We start from the raw sequence: 14,429 nt of genomic DNA, 5'->3' as shown, positions 1-14,429 counted from the left end.
TACTGTGTACTGTCAGGCCGAGGCCCATGGCCGAAAGGGACGCAATTTGTCATTCCCGCTTTCGCGGGAATGACGGCCATAACGCCGAACCACGTTACCCACACATTTGTCGCGCACCCATGTCGCGTCGTCTCTTACTTGAACTCCTCGGTGAAGAGCACCTGCTGCACGTACACGAAGCGCGGCGACAGCGGTGGCAACGTAGCCGCATTATTGAATCGCGAGTCGTAGTTCCATACTCGCAGCGGCGGGTTGTAGCTCTGGGCATTCCAGGTGCCGGTCACGTGCAGCGGATTACCGAGACTGACGAACGAACCCAGATAGTTGAAGGTCACGTTCGACCAGTTTTCATGGAAGCGTGGGTAGTTCTCGAGGCCGCCGTTGTAACCGCTGGCGCCGGCGTCCTTGTCGGTATCGTCGACGCCGCCGAGGAAGGCGGTGTTGATAGTGGTATTCGTGGCGACGCGGCTGGTCAGAGCGAGGTTGCTCTGGCGGTCGTTGAAGTTGGTGCCGGCGCCGGGGCTGATGGCGAACCAGTTGTTCGACAGAACGTTTATGCTGTCGGCCAGGATTGCGGCCGGCTGCCAGTTGGTGCTGTTGTAGTCAGCGGCGACGTAGACGGCCTGGTCGCTGACAACCGTGACGCCGGTCGGATCGGCCCCGGTATTGGGAAACGAAAGAGTTGCCGAGCGAAACAGGCGCACGCCGTAGTTGTTGGCGCTGCTGGCGGCGTCCGGACCCTTCACCGTCAAGTAGAGCAGGATGCCACCGTCACTGGTGTCGGCCGGATCGAACAGGCGATTGCTGCTGGGCTGGTCTATGTTCCAGTCCAGCAGATCGTCAAGGTTCACGTTCAGGAGGTACATCCACTTGCCTTCGCGCCAGTTGTAGAAACCACCGCGGCGCGGGTCGTTGTCGGTCGTCATCAGCGCGCCGGTGCCGTAGACTCGATTGTTTTGCGCCGCGGTCGACACGCTGCCGAGCGGCGCATTGGCGAAGGTCGGAGTGTAGCAGGCGGCAACCTGGTTCTTGGTGGTGGTTGTGCCATTGGCGTCGGTGACGTTGCAGCCGTTGACGCCGCCGCTGTTGGTCGGCACGTCAGTGTAAAAGATGGGACGAGTACCGGCGGTTGTGCTGTTGCCGGCGCCGTTGTTCCACGTAGTGTCCAATATGAAGGTGCGCAAGAGAGCGGTCTTAGCGGCATCCGCGGCGCCGGTAATATCCTGGACCTCGATGGAGGCGACGGTTGGGGTCGAGGGCGGAGTCCAGGTGTTGTTGAGATTCAGCACGATGCGCAGATCGGCGCGGTTCCAGTACAGCCCGCCTTGCGCGGTTATGTCCGGCTGCGGCACTGCAATGCTTTCGATCTGGCTGATCATGCTGCCCTTCCAGGTTGCCAGCTCCGACACCGGCACCTTGCGGCGGCTGCTGCCACCACAGCCGAGGGTCTGAGGATCGAGGTCATTGGGTTTCGGGCTGACGACGTCTTCGAGCTTGTCAACGGTAACCGTGCCCGGGCTATCGCAGGCGTTCTGGCGCTTGCGGCCGCGATAGATCGCGCCCTTCGAGGATACCTGCACCGTCGGGATGCTGGGGTAATTGTCGGCGATCGCGAGGGTGGCGTTATCCGCACTGAGGTAGAGGTCGCCATTGGTGTGAATGCGGCCGTTGAGGTTCATGTTCCGGCCGGGTGCGATCTCGAGGTCCTTCGAGTAGAAGGCGACGAACTGGAAGACCGGGATATTGCCGACTTTGAACTCGGCGGAAACCCGGGCCTCGGTTTCGTTGTTCGACTGTGCCGTCGAGTTGACGATGTAGTCGTACTCGATCGAGCTCAAGCCGCCGAACACCTGGCCCGGGGGAATGGTGATGCTCTGGGGATTGCCGGCGACCTCGACGATCTGGAAGTTGACGGTGCGGTCGCCGATGGTGAGGGTGTGGGGGGCGAAGTCGGATCCGCTCGGTACGTTGAAACTGAGGAAGATGTTGCGGTAATCGCCCATGCCGCGATTAAGACCGGATTCGGCGGCGTAGAAGCCGGTGGTGGAGCGGGTGTAGGCGCCGCGCAAGTTGGTGTCCATGTTTATGGCAGTGGTTACGGCCGTAGCCAAAGCCATCATCATCGCCATGAGCAGGAGGACGGTGATCAGAGCGACGCCGGCTTCGCCGGACCGATGCGGTGCTGCATTCATCGCGGCTCCTATCCGGGCAGTAGGTTGCGCGGTTTCGCGCTGACGGTCTTGGTTATGCGGTAGTATTGGCCGTTGGTGAGGGTGGTGCGCGAGCGCGCCGTCAGAGTGATGTAGAGCTGGTTCACGATGGCGAACTCGGCGTCGTTAGCCGGGATATCGACGACGTCACAGCCGCTGGCGCTGTCGCAGTTGCGGGCAAGTTGATACTTCACGGTCAGGTTTTCGATCCCCGCGGCAAACGGCGTGGCGCTACCGCCGTTGGCTGCGATCGTAAGGACGGGCTGCGCCGGCACCGAGCTGTCAACTGCGTATTGCCGTTCGTCGACCGCATAAACGCCGCTGCCCAGCAAGTACGACTGCGAGAGCGTGGTCGCCTTGGTGAGGGTCTTGGCGCCGACGTTGACGCCGGTCAGAGTGAAGATCTCGCCGGTGGTACCGTCGGCCTTGCGGATGTAGACGCGCATGCCGCTGGTGAAACCATTGGCGGTTTCGACCGCGATGGTGCTGGTGGTAGCGGAGATGTCGGCGGTGGTGGTTGTGCGAATGCAGGTCTGGTTGGGACGGACCAAGCCGGTGCGGGTAGCGATCTGATCGCTAGTGGAGTTGACGCTGTCCAAGGTAACGAAGTCGCCGCTCACTGGCAGGCAAGCGCCGCCGAGACGCAGGTCGCGCACCATGGTATCCATCGCGCTACGCACGCCTTGTTGGGTCTCAACCCGCAGGATCTCGTCCTGCACGTTGTTGCGGGTGGCGACGAAGAAGCTGCCGGCGGCTGCCAAGGCCGCTGCCATTACGGTGGTGGCCACCAGAAGCTCGACCAGCGAGAATCCCCGCTCAGCGTTTGATCGCGGTGTAGATGGCATTGAGTGCATAGGTCTGCGAACCGCTGGGGTCGTTCCAGTTGATGACGGTATTGATGCTCTTCATGTTGTCGGCGGGGGTGTCGTTCTGCACCGTTGTGGCCACGGTGTAGATGGTCCCGCCGGTAGTCTTCGTCGTCGTCCGGCTGGCAATGTCGCCGTAGTCCATCGCTCGCAGGTCTTCGAGTTCCTGCTCGGCGTAACCGATGGCAGTGGTACGGGTGAGGTTGGCGTTCTCCAGCCGCATCTGCGTAACCAGCAGGTTGCCAACCGCGGACGCGGCAATGGCGAAGAGACCGAGTGCCGCGAGCGACTCGAGCAAAGTGGTCCCGCGCTGACCAAGAAGTCGCCTACAGTTCATTGACTTGTCCCGACGGCCACACTTGGAGGGAACGTGTCACCCCGAAGGTGTCCTGCACATCGACTTGCTTGGCGGTGTTCATGTTGAGCACGATTCCGCGCGAGTTGAACTCGATGGTGGTGCCGACGGCGGCCGACTTAACCGTGGTACCGGCCGGTAAGCTGGTGGTCTGCACGTTGGTCGGCTCCGTGGTGTCAACCTCCCAGGTGCCGGAGCCGGCGGGGTTCTCCTTCATGCGCGAGACGACGACGTGGTCGTTCTGCGGGAACGAGACCTGGAAGTGGATGCTCTTGCTGATGGCGTTGAAACGGGCTTGGCGAAGGTTGGCGATAAGCAGCCGCTGTGCGTTGTTGATCTCCAGGCGGCGCGAGTCGAAGTGGGGCAGGGCGATGGCGGCCATAACTGCCATCACCGACATGGTCACGAGTATTTCTATCAATGTATAACCCCGCATGGCGAAACAGTGCGGCGCCGCGCCACTACCTTCGAAGACCTGAGGTGCATGATCCATGTTGCTAGCCTCATGATCGCAACCTTTGTGCCGCTCGCGGTAGGACCTGGGATCAGCTGATTGGGCACCCTTGGTGTAACCGCCTAGTGTCGACGGCTGTTACGAAGGCGTCGTTTGGCATCGAAGTGTCGGTTATGTGCCGCCTGACGTGACCGCTGTGACAGAAGATGCTCGATGCGGTGTGCTAGCCAGCAGGGGTAATTCTGTGCCATAAGCCCTGCGTTGTTGCTGGCCGTGGATCGCAGGAATCGGCGCAACCGGGTCAGACAACCACGAAGATGCGGGTGGTTTAGGCCGCACCTGTCAGTGTCGGCAGCAAAGCTGGTTTGGCGAGAGTGGATGTGATCCCGTTGTCGATTTCAGTTTGTGTGCTGGTGATTCTCGTTGCCGCCGTTGCCGTCGGCGCGCCGAAGCTGGCGCGGGCGTGGCGCGGCGCAACCAAACGCGCCGTTGCGCTCGATCGGCTGGTGCGCGGGCGCGGCGTCCTGATGGCGGGGCAGGGCGCCAGCATCATTGCGACCCTCGCTGATCCTCGCTGGGCCCTGGTGGGTGCGGCGGTGGTGGAGTGGGACACCGTCCGCATCAGCACCGTGCGCGCGCGAGTCAGCGAGCAACCGTGGGCCGGGTTTGCCTCGGTCTTGCGCGACGGCGCCCTTCCACTTGCCGATCCCCGAAATCCACTGGCGCGGGCGGCGCGTAGCGGCCAAGCTGCAGCGATAGGGTCGAGCGGCGACTTACTAGCCGGCCTCTGGCGTCAGCTCGACCCGGCGACGCGCGCGCTGCTCACTACCGACAGCGGGTGCGGCCGGGCGGTTCCGTTCGGCGAGCGCGAGCACCGGGGCGTCCTGTTCGCTCTCAGCACGGAGCGCGTGCCGGCAGCTGATTTCGACTGGCTCGATGATCTGGCCGCGGCACTGACGGTGCTCGAACACACCCGTATTCACGCCAGCGCGGCGTGATCCGGCTGCCGGACATCTAGCTCACCGACCCTGCGGGTCAGTCGCCAGCGCGGCCGAGCGTAACAGCAGCGCCGCGCCCCAGAGGTTGCCGGCGCGGTCCCGCAGCGCCACCGCGGCAACCTCGATCGGCAGCTCCGGCCGCGCCGCCGGGCGCACGCGGCGGGCGGCGAGTAGCGGGCGTGCGCGCAAGTCGGCGAGAATCCCCGTCGCCTCGCGCTCGCCGTCTCTCAGCAATGCGTGCAGGCGGCACGAGGTGCCAGCGCTGCCGTCCAGCCCCAACAACGTGCGCGCACCCGCTGTGATATAGGTACACTGGCCGTCCGGGGTGGCTACGATCAAGCCGTCGGCACTGGCGGGTTGATCGAGCATGCGCGGCCAAGCGGGCACTGGCGACAGTGGCAGCGCCGCGGCCTGCGCGGCCGCGCGCACATCCGCGCGCACCTGCACCAGGCGGCGGGCGCGCAGCCACTGGCGCAGTACCAGCGCCGCCGCGGTCAGCGCCGCGAGCGCGAGAGCGATCACTAGCACCACCGTCATCGCTCGCTCGCTGCGGCCAAGCGGTCGACGTACTCGCTTATGGCCGCGAACTGCTCGCTGAGCAACGCTGCCCACGGGCGACGACTCTCAGCGCGATGGTTGCGTGTCAGGGCAAGCAGGCAGCGCGCGGCCACCAATCTCGGCTTGACCTCGGCGGCAAGCAAAGCCGCCATCCCGTTTACAACTTCGACGAGCTCGAGCGCCGCGTTGGCCTCGGCCAGAGCCGCGGCAATGGCCCGCCTAGCCGCAACCGGATCGAGCGTAACCTGGAGGTTGACCCTGAGCACACGCAAGCCCGGCCAGCGGTACTCAGCGCTGGCCGCTCGAGCCTGGTGCCGCCGCGCGCGCGCCTCGAGCAAGAGCGCGGGACGGGGCAGGGGGCTGTCGGCCTCGGGCGCAGCGTCCGTGGGTGCGATCCAGCGGAAGTCACACTCGGGGCCAAGAAGTACGGCCAGCGTCTCGGCGACTCGTTCGTTGTCGCACAGCGCGTAGATACGGGGCCGTGGAGGCGGAGATGCCGACATGGTCGAGCGTTATCTCTGGCATCGCCGGTGCCCGCGTGCAAGCAAATTCTTGCTCGACAGCGCGGCCGCGGCGTATATATCGGCACGATGACAGCTACCACGGACGCGGAGAAGCATCTCGCCCCCTACGCCATGCGGAGCAGCCAGAGTAAGGGCCGGCGATATCAGGAGTCGGAGCATGCGTTTCGCCTTGCATTCCAGCGCGACCGCGACCGCATCATTCACTCGGTGGCTTTTCGCCGGCTCGAGTATAAGACGCAAGTCTTCATCAACCACGAGGGCGATTACTACCGCACCCGACTCACTCACACGATGGAGGCGGCCCAGATCGCTCGCACGATCGCGCGGGCACTGCAGCTCAACGAGGACCTAGCCGAGGCGGCCGCGCTGGCGCACGACCTCGGTCATACCCCGTTCGGGCATGCCGGCGAGCGCGTCCTCGACGAACTAATGCGGCCACACGGCGGCTTCGAGCACAACGCCCAGAGCTTGCGCATCGTCGATCTTCTGGAAGAGCGCTACCCGAACTTCCGCGGCCTCAATCTGAGCTGGGAACTGCGCGAAGGTATCGCCAAACACTCGCCACCGTACGACCGGCCGCTGGCCGGCGACTTCGCGCCCGGCGAGGCTCCTTGCCTGGAAATCCAGATCGTCGATTACGCCGATGAGATCGCTTACAACGGCCACGACGTCGATGACGGACTACAGTCGGGACTGCTCGATGCGGCGGAGATCGAAGGCGTGGCGCTGTGGCGCGAGAGCATCAACGAGGTGCGAGCGCAGCATCCCCGCGCCAGCGACCACGTGACGCGCTATCAGGCAATTCGCCGTATGATCGACCGCTGTGTCACCGACCTGATTACTACCGTGCGCCGGCGCCTGGAGCGAGAGCACGTCGCCAGCGTAGACGCGGTACGGCAGCACCGCGGGCCGTTGGTGGCGCTGTCGGCGAAGACTGAAGCGGCGCGCCTGGAGCTGAAGGCGTTTCTTATGGAGAACCTCTACCAGCATCACCGGGTGCTACGCATGATGATTAAGGCGCAGCGCGTGATCACGGAGCTTTTTGAGAGCTATATGGCCGCGCCGGAGCAGCTGCCGCCGCACATCCTGCGGCGCACGCGCGACGGCGAGACCGTCGCCCGGGTGGTCTGCGACTACATCGCCGGCATGACGGACCGCTTCGCGCTCGATGAGCACCGCAAACTGTTCGATCCCCAGGAGCGGGTTTAGGCTCGCGGCCGACGCAATGTCAGATAAGATATGTTATGGAAAGTTGGCCGCGGCACCTAGCCGGTCGTCGATCTGCTCGCGCTCGGCTGCCTCCGGGAAATCCTTCTTGAGCCTTTCGTACACCGCTCGCGCCTGATCACCCTGCCCCAGTGCCTTGCGCGCCCGCGCTTCAGCCGCCAGCGCTTGGGCAGTGTACGGACCATCGAGGCCGGCGGCCTCGGCGTACTTGCTTGCCGCCTCGCCCAACTCGCTCTTCTTTTCCAAGGCGTAGCCGTAGCCAAGAAGTGCTTGCTGCTTTAGGTAGCCCGGTAGACTCGGCAGCGCCAAGGCCTCTTGGAGACCGACGATACCGGTGTCGGGATTGTCGTTGCGGATCTCGGTACTGGCCGCCATTAGCTTGGCGACCTGGCCGGCGGAGGTCGAGCTCCAACGGCGGGCAACCTCAGCCAATTGGCTAGCGGCATCGGCCGATGTCTTGGCGTCGCGGTAAGGCACCAGTGCGCGGCCGAGATCGGCGTTGGCATCGCGCTCGCGCGCCTGGCGCACGGCGACAAAGGCCACGCTCGCGAGCATGGCGGCCGCAATCCCGCCAGCGGCCCAACCGACCGCCCGCTGATTGGCGCGCAGCCACGCGAGTGCCTGGGCACTGATGGTGACGAACTCATCAGGACGCTTGAGGTCCTTGCGGTGAATACGGGTAGTGCGAGCCACGGAACTATAGTGAGCGAGCGGCGGGTGTGATGGCGGCAGCGATCACATCTTGTACTTGAAGTCGTCGGGGGTCATCTTCTCGAGGATTTCGGCCCACTTGTCGCGCGCGACGTTGGAGAGATTGGTCTCGGTTCCTTCCTCCATCTGCTGCAGGACGCTCGAGGTTTCGAGCACGCGCTTGGCCACATAGATCGGGCTCTTGGTGCGCAGCGCCAACGAGATGGCGTCGCTGGGGCGCGAATCGATCTGATGATTGGCGCCGTTCACCCGCAGGTGAATCACCGCGAAATAGGTATTGTCCTTCAGGTCGGTGATTTCGATGCATTCCACCCGCGCACCCAACTCGTCGATAACCGTGCGCAGCAGATCGTGCGTCATCGGCCGCGCCATCTTGATACCCTCGAGCTCGGTCGCCATGGCGGTGGCTTCGAGCAGCCCGATCCAGATCGGCAGGTTCAGCTTATTGTCCGGATCCTTGAGGATGACGATAGGCGTCTTGGTGACCGGATCGAGAGTCAATCCGCCGACGCTCATCAGTACTGCTTCGTCCGAACTCATCGTCCGCTCCCTGCCGGTGCTGGCATTCTGCGCAGAAAGGTTTGGCGAGGTCAATCCCTTTCTTCCGCGAGTCAGGCCACCAAGCGGTCAATGACCTTATAGAGCTGGTTGAGGTTGCGGCATTCCTCGACCAAATCGCAGTGCGGCAGGTAACGATCCATTTCGCTATCGCCGAAGCCCCAGGTCATGCGGTTTTCGGGATTGAGCCAAATCACCTGCTTGGCACGCCCGCGCACGTCCTTGAGCACCCATTCGTGGGGTAGGTTGTAATTGTTGCGCGCGTCGCCGAGGATGATCACCGTCGTCTTGTTGTTCACGCAACCGAGATAGTCGCGGTGGAAGCCGCGGAAGGCGCGGCCGAAGTCGGAGTGGGCGAACACATTTATGATGTTGCCGGTGAGGGCCTGGTCGATGGCCTCGTTGATCTCCTGCTCCTCGAAGAGGTGGGTGATCTCGCCGATTTCGCTGACGAAGATGAAGCTGCGCACGCGCGAGTAAAGGTCCTGCAAGGAGTACACAAACTGCAGCATGAAGCGCGAGACGTTGCGAACCGAGTCGGAGACATCGCACAAGATGACCACCTGCGGCTTGTCGCGCACGCGGCGGTCGAACTGTATCTTGAACGGCACGCCACCGTACTGCAGGTTCTTGCGCAGCGTGTCTTTGAGGTCGAACTTGCCGCGCTTGGCGCGGCTGCGGCGAATCGCGACCACGTTCTTGAGCCGCTGCGCCAGCTTGGTGACGGCTTCTTTCATGCGGCGGATTTCGTCTTCCGAGAGGTAGTAGAAGCTTTTCTCGGCCAAGCTACGCATGCGCTCGCTGTCGCGCTGCGTGGGATCACGCTTAGCCAACTCGGCCCGCACCGCACGCTTGATGATTTCGCTCAGGTCCTGCAACCGCCGTTCGAGGAAGCGCTGGAGCTGCTCGGCCCGCTCCGGATCGAGCCCGGCTTGCGCCAACTGCCGGCGTAAGCCATCGATCTCCTGGGCGAGGTCGCCGAGGCCGAGCTGTTGGGCCAAGCTGTGAGCGTAGCGCCCTTCTTGAAAGGCCCTTTCTATCTGTCCGACCTCGGCCTGGCGCGCTGCTTCACGCAACATCTTTTCGAGCTGGCCGGTGTCGTTCGACAGCAGCGCGCGCGCCAGTTCGGACAGTTCGATACCCATCTCCTGCAGCATCTGCGACAGCTGTTCCATCAGCGCCTGGAGCTGGGCGCTGCTCAGACTCAGCGCCCCTTGAGTAGCTTCAGCGCTGCCTTTGATGATCTCGCCCAGGCCGGTGAAGTAAAGCTCGAACAACTCATCGAAGGCCGGCGCGTCGACGCTGCGCTTGACCATGGTGGCGCGCAGCGTGTCTTTGAAGATGCGGCGGTTTTCGACCCCGACTAGTTGCAGGGCGTGGAAGGTGTCCATGTGCTCGGCCATGGACACGCGCAGGCCGTTCTGCCGTAGGAGCGCGGCGAACTCGATGATCTTCTCCTCCATGCCGTGCCCTGCCCCACTGGGCTCAGTGGAGGAAATCCTTGTTGCCGCTGTTGTCGGCGGCGGTCGGCGCGTTGGACTTCTGGCGTTGGAGGTAATCCTTTAATTCATCCTGCGCCTTGCGGATATCGCCCTCGTACTTGAGAATGGCGCTCAGCGTATCGTTCACCAGCGCTGCGTCTAGGTGCGTCACGTTCAGCAGCGTCAGGGCCTTGGCCCAGTCGAGGGTCTCGCTGATGCTCGGGACCTTCTTCAGGTCGATCTGTCTGATGCGTTGCACGGCGGCGACCACCTGCTGCGCCAAACTCTCATCAATGCCGGGCACCTTGAGGCGCACGATCTCCAGCTCCTGCTCGAGCGGCGGAAAATCGATGTACAGGTGCAGGCAACGCCGTTTGAGTGCATCGGACATCTCGCGAGCGTTGTTGCTGGTCAACACCACGAACGGGATGTGCCGGGCGCGCAGCGTGCCCAATTCGGGAACGCTGACCTGGAAATCGCTCAGCACCTCGAGCAGAAAGGCCTCGAATTCGGCGTCGGCCTTGTCGATCTCGTCGATCAACAGCACGGTGGGATGGGGGGCCGAAATCGAGCGCAGCAGCGGCCGCGGCAGAATGAAGCGGTCGGAAAAGAAGACGTCCTCCTCTTTGCCGATGTTATCCACCGCCTGCTTCAAGCTCTGGGCGCCGCCGACGACCTCGCTGATCTTGTCTTTGAGGATTTGGGTATAGAGCAGCTGCTTAGCGTACTCCCATTCGTAGAGCGCCTTGGCCTCGTCGAGCCCTTCGTAACACTGGAGACGGATGAGCTCATGCCCTAGCGTGGCGGCGACGACCTTGGCCAGCTCGGTCTTCCCGACTCCTGCCGGCCCCTCGACCAAGATCGGCTTACCCAGCCGGCCGGCCAGAAATACGACCGTGGCGATGCGCCGGCTGCAGATGTACTTTTCGCGTCCAAAGCGCTCGATCACGTCCTCGATCGAAACAAACATAGGGTCTCCAGTCAGGCGAGCGAGCCGCGCGGACGCTAACACAGGGTTCCGGTCAAGACAACGAAGGTGGTCGCGTTGCGGCTCGACAGTCGTGTTCCTATAATCCGCCCCGTGTGCACACTGGCGTTGTACCTGCAGCGCTTTGCCGACTATCCCTTGGTGGTGGCGGCCAACCGCGACGAATTCTACGAGCGCGCCTCCGCGCCGCCGCAACTGATTGCCGCCGACCCTTGGGTTATGGCGGGACAGGATCTGGTGGCCGGTGGTACCTGGCTGGGGCTGAACGAGGCCGGCCTGGTGGTGGGCCTGCTCAATCGCCGCCATCCCGCGGGCGTCGATCCCAGCCGCCGCTCGCGCGGCTTGTTGGCGCTGGCAATGCTCGAGTGCCGCTCGCTGGAGGCCGCTCTGGAAAGCCTCCGCGGCGAGCACGGCGACCGCTACAACGGCTTCAACCTCTTGCTGGCCACGCCGGCAGCGGCCTACGTGGCGCACAACGCCGAGGCCGCGATCGCGATCACCCCCCTCGAACCGGGCGTACACCTGTTGACCAATCTGCAACTGAACGATCCGACCTGTCCGCGGATCGCAAAGTCGGCCCGACTGTTTGAGGCGGTCACGGCCGGCGAAGGGCCGCAGAGCCTGGTGCATGCGCTCCAGCCCATTCTGTCGGACCACTCGACCCCGCTCGACCCCCGCGCCGAGCTGCCGCCGAATAACCTCTGCGTCCACACGCCCCGCTACGGCACCTGCTCAGCGACGGTCGTGCTGTTTGCGCGCCGCGACCGCCGTTACCACTATTTCCACGCCGCGGGGGCACCGTGCCGGAGCCGGTTCGAGCCGGTGCCCCTACCGAATTAGCGCTAGACAACCCTGCCCACTTCTTTGTACTTTGCGGCCATGCGCTCACATCAGGCGAGAACGCTGCTCCTCGGCGCGGTACTGAGCCTCGCGGCTTGTAGCCCAACGGTCACACCGCCCCCTGCCCCGCCGCCTGTCGTCGCCCTCGCACCGGAACCTGCGGTGCTTGCGGTTGACGAGGCGGATACCGTGCTCAAGCGCCAGGAAGAAGAGAACGCCATGCTGCGCGAGCGCTTGGCTCAGCGGGAGGAGCAGGTTGACGTTTTGCACGGCGAGGTCCGGCGCCTCCAGGCCCACGGCAAGGAGCTGGAGACGACAGTGGCGCGCCTGAGCACCGCCGTGAACGCGGCCCCCGCCGCCGCAACGGCGGACACCGGCGTTACGCCCGCCGTGCTGCAAGCCGCTCAAACGGAAGCCGAAGCCGCGCGGCAGCAGTTGGCGAGTGCCCAGAGCCAGGCACAGCAGGCGCGCCAGCAAGTGACCAGCTTGCAGGATGAGCTGGCCCGCGAGCGGCTGCGCCGCGAGAACGTCGAAGGTGAGTTGGGCCGCCTCAAACAGGAAACCTCGACCGCCCCTTTGCATCCGCCCGTTGATGAGGCTGCTCTCGGGCAGGCGCGCAGCGAAGTCGATGCGCTCCGCGCTCAACTCGACAAAGAGCGCGCCGAGCGCGAGCGCCTCGCTCAGCAGCTGACTGAATTGCAGGCGCAGGCGCAAGCCCCGGCCCCGCCAGCCGACGCGCCTGCACCGGACCCCGAGCTGCAGCAGCGCTTGAACGAGCTGCAAGCGCGACAGGAAGAGATCGTCGCGAGCGCGGAGCGCGACCTGGCTGCCAGCCGCGAGCGCGAGGCTGCGCTGCAAAGCCAGCTGGCGGCGCTGCAGGAAGAGGTGACGGTGGCGCGCACGCGTGCGGCGCAGGTCGCGGTACCGGTCTCAGCGATGGAAGAGGCCCGCGCCGAGAACGCCGAGCTGCGCCAGCAGGTGGCGGCCATGGTGCGCAACAACGAGGAATTGAACGCCAAGCTAAAAACCGCGCAGCGGGTGGCGGATCTCATCTTCAAGATGCGCTCGGGGCAGGTTGAGTCGGTGCCGGCACCCCGGCGCTAGTAGGCGCCAGCCACACTCGCTCCAGGCGTGGCGGCCGCAGCGGGTTGAGGCGAAAATCACGCACGCGCTCACTGACGACCTGGTACGCCACTGGGTGGTACAACGGCACCCAAGGGGCATCGGCCATGATCAACTGCTCGGCCCGCTGCAACGCCGCCACCCGCGCCGCCGCGGCGACGGTGACGGCAGCGCGATCCAACAGTTGATCAACCGCGGCGCTTGCGTAGAAGGCATCGTTGTTGGAGCCGCGGTTCTTGGAGTGAAACAGGACCTCGAGGAAGTTGCTCGGGTCAGGGAAGTCGGCCTCCCAGCCGAGTTGGAACATCGGCACCAAGCCCGGGCTCTTTACCGCCTGGAGAAACGGCCCCCAGGCGATCGGCCGGATCTCAGCGCGAATGCCGACATCAGCGAGATCCTGCTGAACCGCTTGGGCCATGCGCCGGCCGTCTTCGTCCGAGCGCACCCAGAGAGCGGTGGCGAAGCCCTCGGGGTAGCCGGCTTCGGCCAGCAACGTGCGGGCGCGCGCGGGGTCGAATTCATAGCCGGCAATCTCAGCCTCGTAACCGGGCATGTTGGGCGGCACGATGCGCCGGGCCGCGACGCCACGGTTGTTGATCAGTTGTAACAGCTTCTCCTTGTTGACGGCGTGATTGACCGCCTGGCGCACCCGGTGATCGGTCAACGGCGGCAACTCGCAGTTGAGGCCGAGGTACTGCGTGCGCAACGCGGTCTCCTGGCGCAAGAGCGATGCGTAGCGCGGGTCGGCGATCACGCGCGGAAATTCCGCCGCTGGAATTCCCGTGACATCCAACTCGCCCGCCTCGAACTTGAACCACGCCAGCTGGTCGCTAACGCCGACCAACCGCACCACCCCGGCCAGCCGCGGCTGGCCGGCGACGAAGTAGTTCGGGTTGCGTTGCAACACCAAGCGCCGCCCGCGCGCCCATGCCTGCAAGATAAACGGGCCGCTGCCGGTCGGGTGCTCGGTGAAGTCCTCGCCCCAACGTTCCACCTCCTCGCGCGGTGTGACGGCGGCAAACTGCAAGGCGAGTTTGTGCAACAGCAGTGGGTCAGGGCGCAGGAGTTGGATCCGCAACTCCTGGTCGCCGACCACGTGAATGCCCGTGACCTCGGTTGCACCTCCGGCGATGAATTCACCGGCGCCGGCAATCGAGGTGAAGAACTCGATGCCCTGCGAGCGTGTCTTGGGATTGAGGACACGTTCGAGCGTGAACTTCACGTCGGCAGCCAACACCGGCCGGCCGTTGGTAAAGCGGGCGTCGTGGCGCAGATTGAAGCTGTAGATCAGCCCGTTCGGGCTCACCTCCCACGAAGTTGCGAGTTCGGGTACGAGGCCGCCCGCGTCATCGTAGTCGAGCAGGGTATTGAACAGCATCTGCTCGAAGAGCCACGAGGTGGTGTCGTAACCGAGCGCGGGGTCGAGTGTGGGCACGTCGTCGACGCCGGCAAGGCGAAGATAGTCCGGCGGCAGATCGCTTGGTTGCGGCGCACCGCAGCCAAGCAGCAGCACCAGCAGCCAGGCCAGGGAGCGCAC

General features: G+C 64.3%; 15 protein-coding genes. 4 read left to right on the top strand and 11 right to left on the bottom strand.

Features of this window, described 5'->3' with window-relative positions:
- Positions 1 to 134 precede the first annotated feature (134 nt).
- The 4 genes from HY699_08800 to HY699_08785 are packed head-to-tail and all read right to left on the bottom strand — an operon-like array spanning position 135 to position 3,867.
- Positions 135 to 2,192, bottom strand: a complete 2,058-nt coding sequence (locus HY699_08800; protein ID MBI4515898.1) for a hypothetical protein — start codon at positions 2,190 to 2,192, stop codon at positions 135 to 137.
- Positions 2,193 to 2,200: 8 nt separating this feature from the next.
- Positions 2,201 to 2,998 carry a hypothetical protein gene (locus tag HY699_08795; GenBank protein MBI4515897.1) on the bottom strand — a complete coding sequence of 266 codons (798 nt, stop codon included), beginning with the start codon at positions 2,996 to 2,998 and terminating at the stop codon, positions 2,201 to 2,203.
- Between the two features lie 28 nt (positions 2,999 to 3,026).
- The gene (locus HY699_08790) at positions 3,027 to 3,413 is read right to left on the bottom strand and encodes a type II secretion system protein (protein ID MBI4515896.1); all 387 of its coding nucleotides are present in this window, start codon (positions 3,411 to 3,413) and stop codon (positions 3,027 to 3,029) included.
- The gene (locus HY699_08785; GenBank protein MBI4515895.1) at positions 3,403 to 3,867 is read right to left on the bottom strand and encodes a prepilin-type N-terminal cleavage/methylation domain-containing protein; all 465 of its coding nucleotides are present in this window, start codon (positions 3,865 to 3,867) and stop codon (positions 3,403 to 3,405) included. The genes HY699_08790 and HY699_08785 overlap by 11 nt, the downstream gene beginning before the upstream one ends.
- 407 nt (positions 3,868 to 4,274) lie before the next feature.
- Between HY699_08785 and HY699_08780 the strand changes: the two genes are divergently transcribed.
- Complete coding sequence (locus tag HY699_08780) at positions 4,275 to 4,883, top strand: hypothetical protein (protein MBI4515894.1); 609 nt, start codon at positions 4,275 to 4,277, stop codon at positions 4,881 to 4,883.
- A 21-nt stretch (positions 4,884 to 4,904) separates the two neighbouring features.
- Here HY699_08780 and HY699_08775 read toward each other — a convergent pair whose 3' ends face one another.
- Positions 4,905 to 5,420 carry a hypothetical protein gene (locus HY699_08775; GenBank protein MBI4515893.1) on the bottom strand — a complete coding sequence of 172 codons (516 nt, stop codon included), beginning with the start codon at positions 5,418 to 5,420 and terminating at the stop codon, positions 4,905 to 4,907.
- Positions 5,417 to 5,944: a hypothetical protein gene (locus tag HY699_08770; protein ID MBI4515892.1), complete on the bottom strand. Its 528-nt coding sequence runs from the start codon at positions 5,942 to 5,944 to the stop codon at positions 5,417 to 5,419. The genes HY699_08775 and HY699_08770 overlap by 4 nt, the downstream gene beginning before the upstream one ends.
- Positions 5,945 to 6,031: 87 nt before the next feature.
- On the opposite strand from HY699_08770, the gene HY699_08765 reads away from it, so the two are divergent.
- Entirely contained in the window at positions 6,032 to 7,174 is a 1,143-nt protein-coding gene (locus tag HY699_08765; protein MBI4515891.1) for a deoxyguanosinetriphosphate triphosphohydrolase, read from the top strand.
- Between the two features lie 33 nt (positions 7,175 to 7,207).
- Here the strand turns inward: HY699_08765 and HY699_08760 are convergent, their stop codons facing one another.
- From HY699_08760 to HY699_08745, 4 genes are all read right to left on the bottom strand, one after another.
- Positions 7,208 to 7,885 (bottom strand): hypothetical protein, encoded by a 678-nt coding sequence (locus HY699_08760; GenBank protein MBI4515890.1) that lies wholly within the window; start codon positions 7,883 to 7,885, stop codon positions 7,208 to 7,210.
- Positions 7,886 to 7,927: 42 nt separating this feature from the next.
- Positions 7,928 to 8,443: a bifunctional nuclease family protein gene (locus tag HY699_08755; GenBank protein ID MBI4515889.1), complete on the bottom strand. Its 516-nt coding sequence runs from the start codon at positions 8,441 to 8,443 to the stop codon at positions 7,928 to 7,930.
- A gap of 71 nt (positions 8,444 to 8,514) precedes the next feature.
- Entirely contained in the window at positions 8,515 to 9,924 is a 1,410-nt protein-coding gene (locus HY699_08750) for a VWA domain-containing protein (protein ID MBI4515888.1), read from the bottom strand.
- A gap of 22 nt (positions 9,925 to 9,946) precedes the next feature.
- The gene (locus HY699_08745; protein ID MBI4515887.1) at positions 9,947 to 10,912 is read right to left on the bottom strand and encodes a MoxR family ATPase; all 966 of its coding nucleotides are present in this window, start codon (positions 10,910 to 10,912) and stop codon (positions 9,947 to 9,949) included.
- 111 nt (positions 10,913 to 11,023) lie between these two features.
- On the opposite strand from HY699_08745, the gene HY699_08740 reads away from it, so the two are divergent.
- Positions 11,024 to 11,770 (top strand): NRDE family protein, encoded by a 747-nt coding sequence (locus HY699_08740; GenBank protein ID MBI4515886.1) that lies wholly within the window; start codon positions 11,024 to 11,026, stop codon positions 11,768 to 11,770.
- Between the two features lie 162 nt (positions 11,771 to 11,932).
- Positions 11,933 to 12,874 (top strand): hypothetical protein, encoded by a 942-nt coding sequence (locus HY699_08735; protein MBI4515885.1) that lies wholly within the window; start codon positions 11,933 to 11,935, stop codon positions 12,872 to 12,874.
- Here the strand turns inward: HY699_08735 and HY699_08730 are convergent.
- Positions 12,825 to 14,429: an ABC transporter substrate-binding protein gene (locus tag HY699_08730; GenBank protein ID MBI4515884.1), complete on the bottom strand. Its 1,605-nt coding sequence runs from the start codon at positions 14,427 to 14,429 to the stop codon at positions 12,825 to 12,827. The two genes, HY699_08735 and HY699_08730, sit on opposite strands and share 50 nt — an antisense overlap.

It is taken from the genome of Deltaproteobacteria bacterium (assembly GCA_016210005.1).
In the GTDB taxonomy this organism is placed as follows: domain Bacteria; phylum Desulfobacterota; class Binatia; order HRBIN30; family JACQVA1; genus JACQVA1.
Note: the sequence above shows the minus strand (reverse complement) of the source record. Positions and strands in the feature narration are given on the sequence as shown.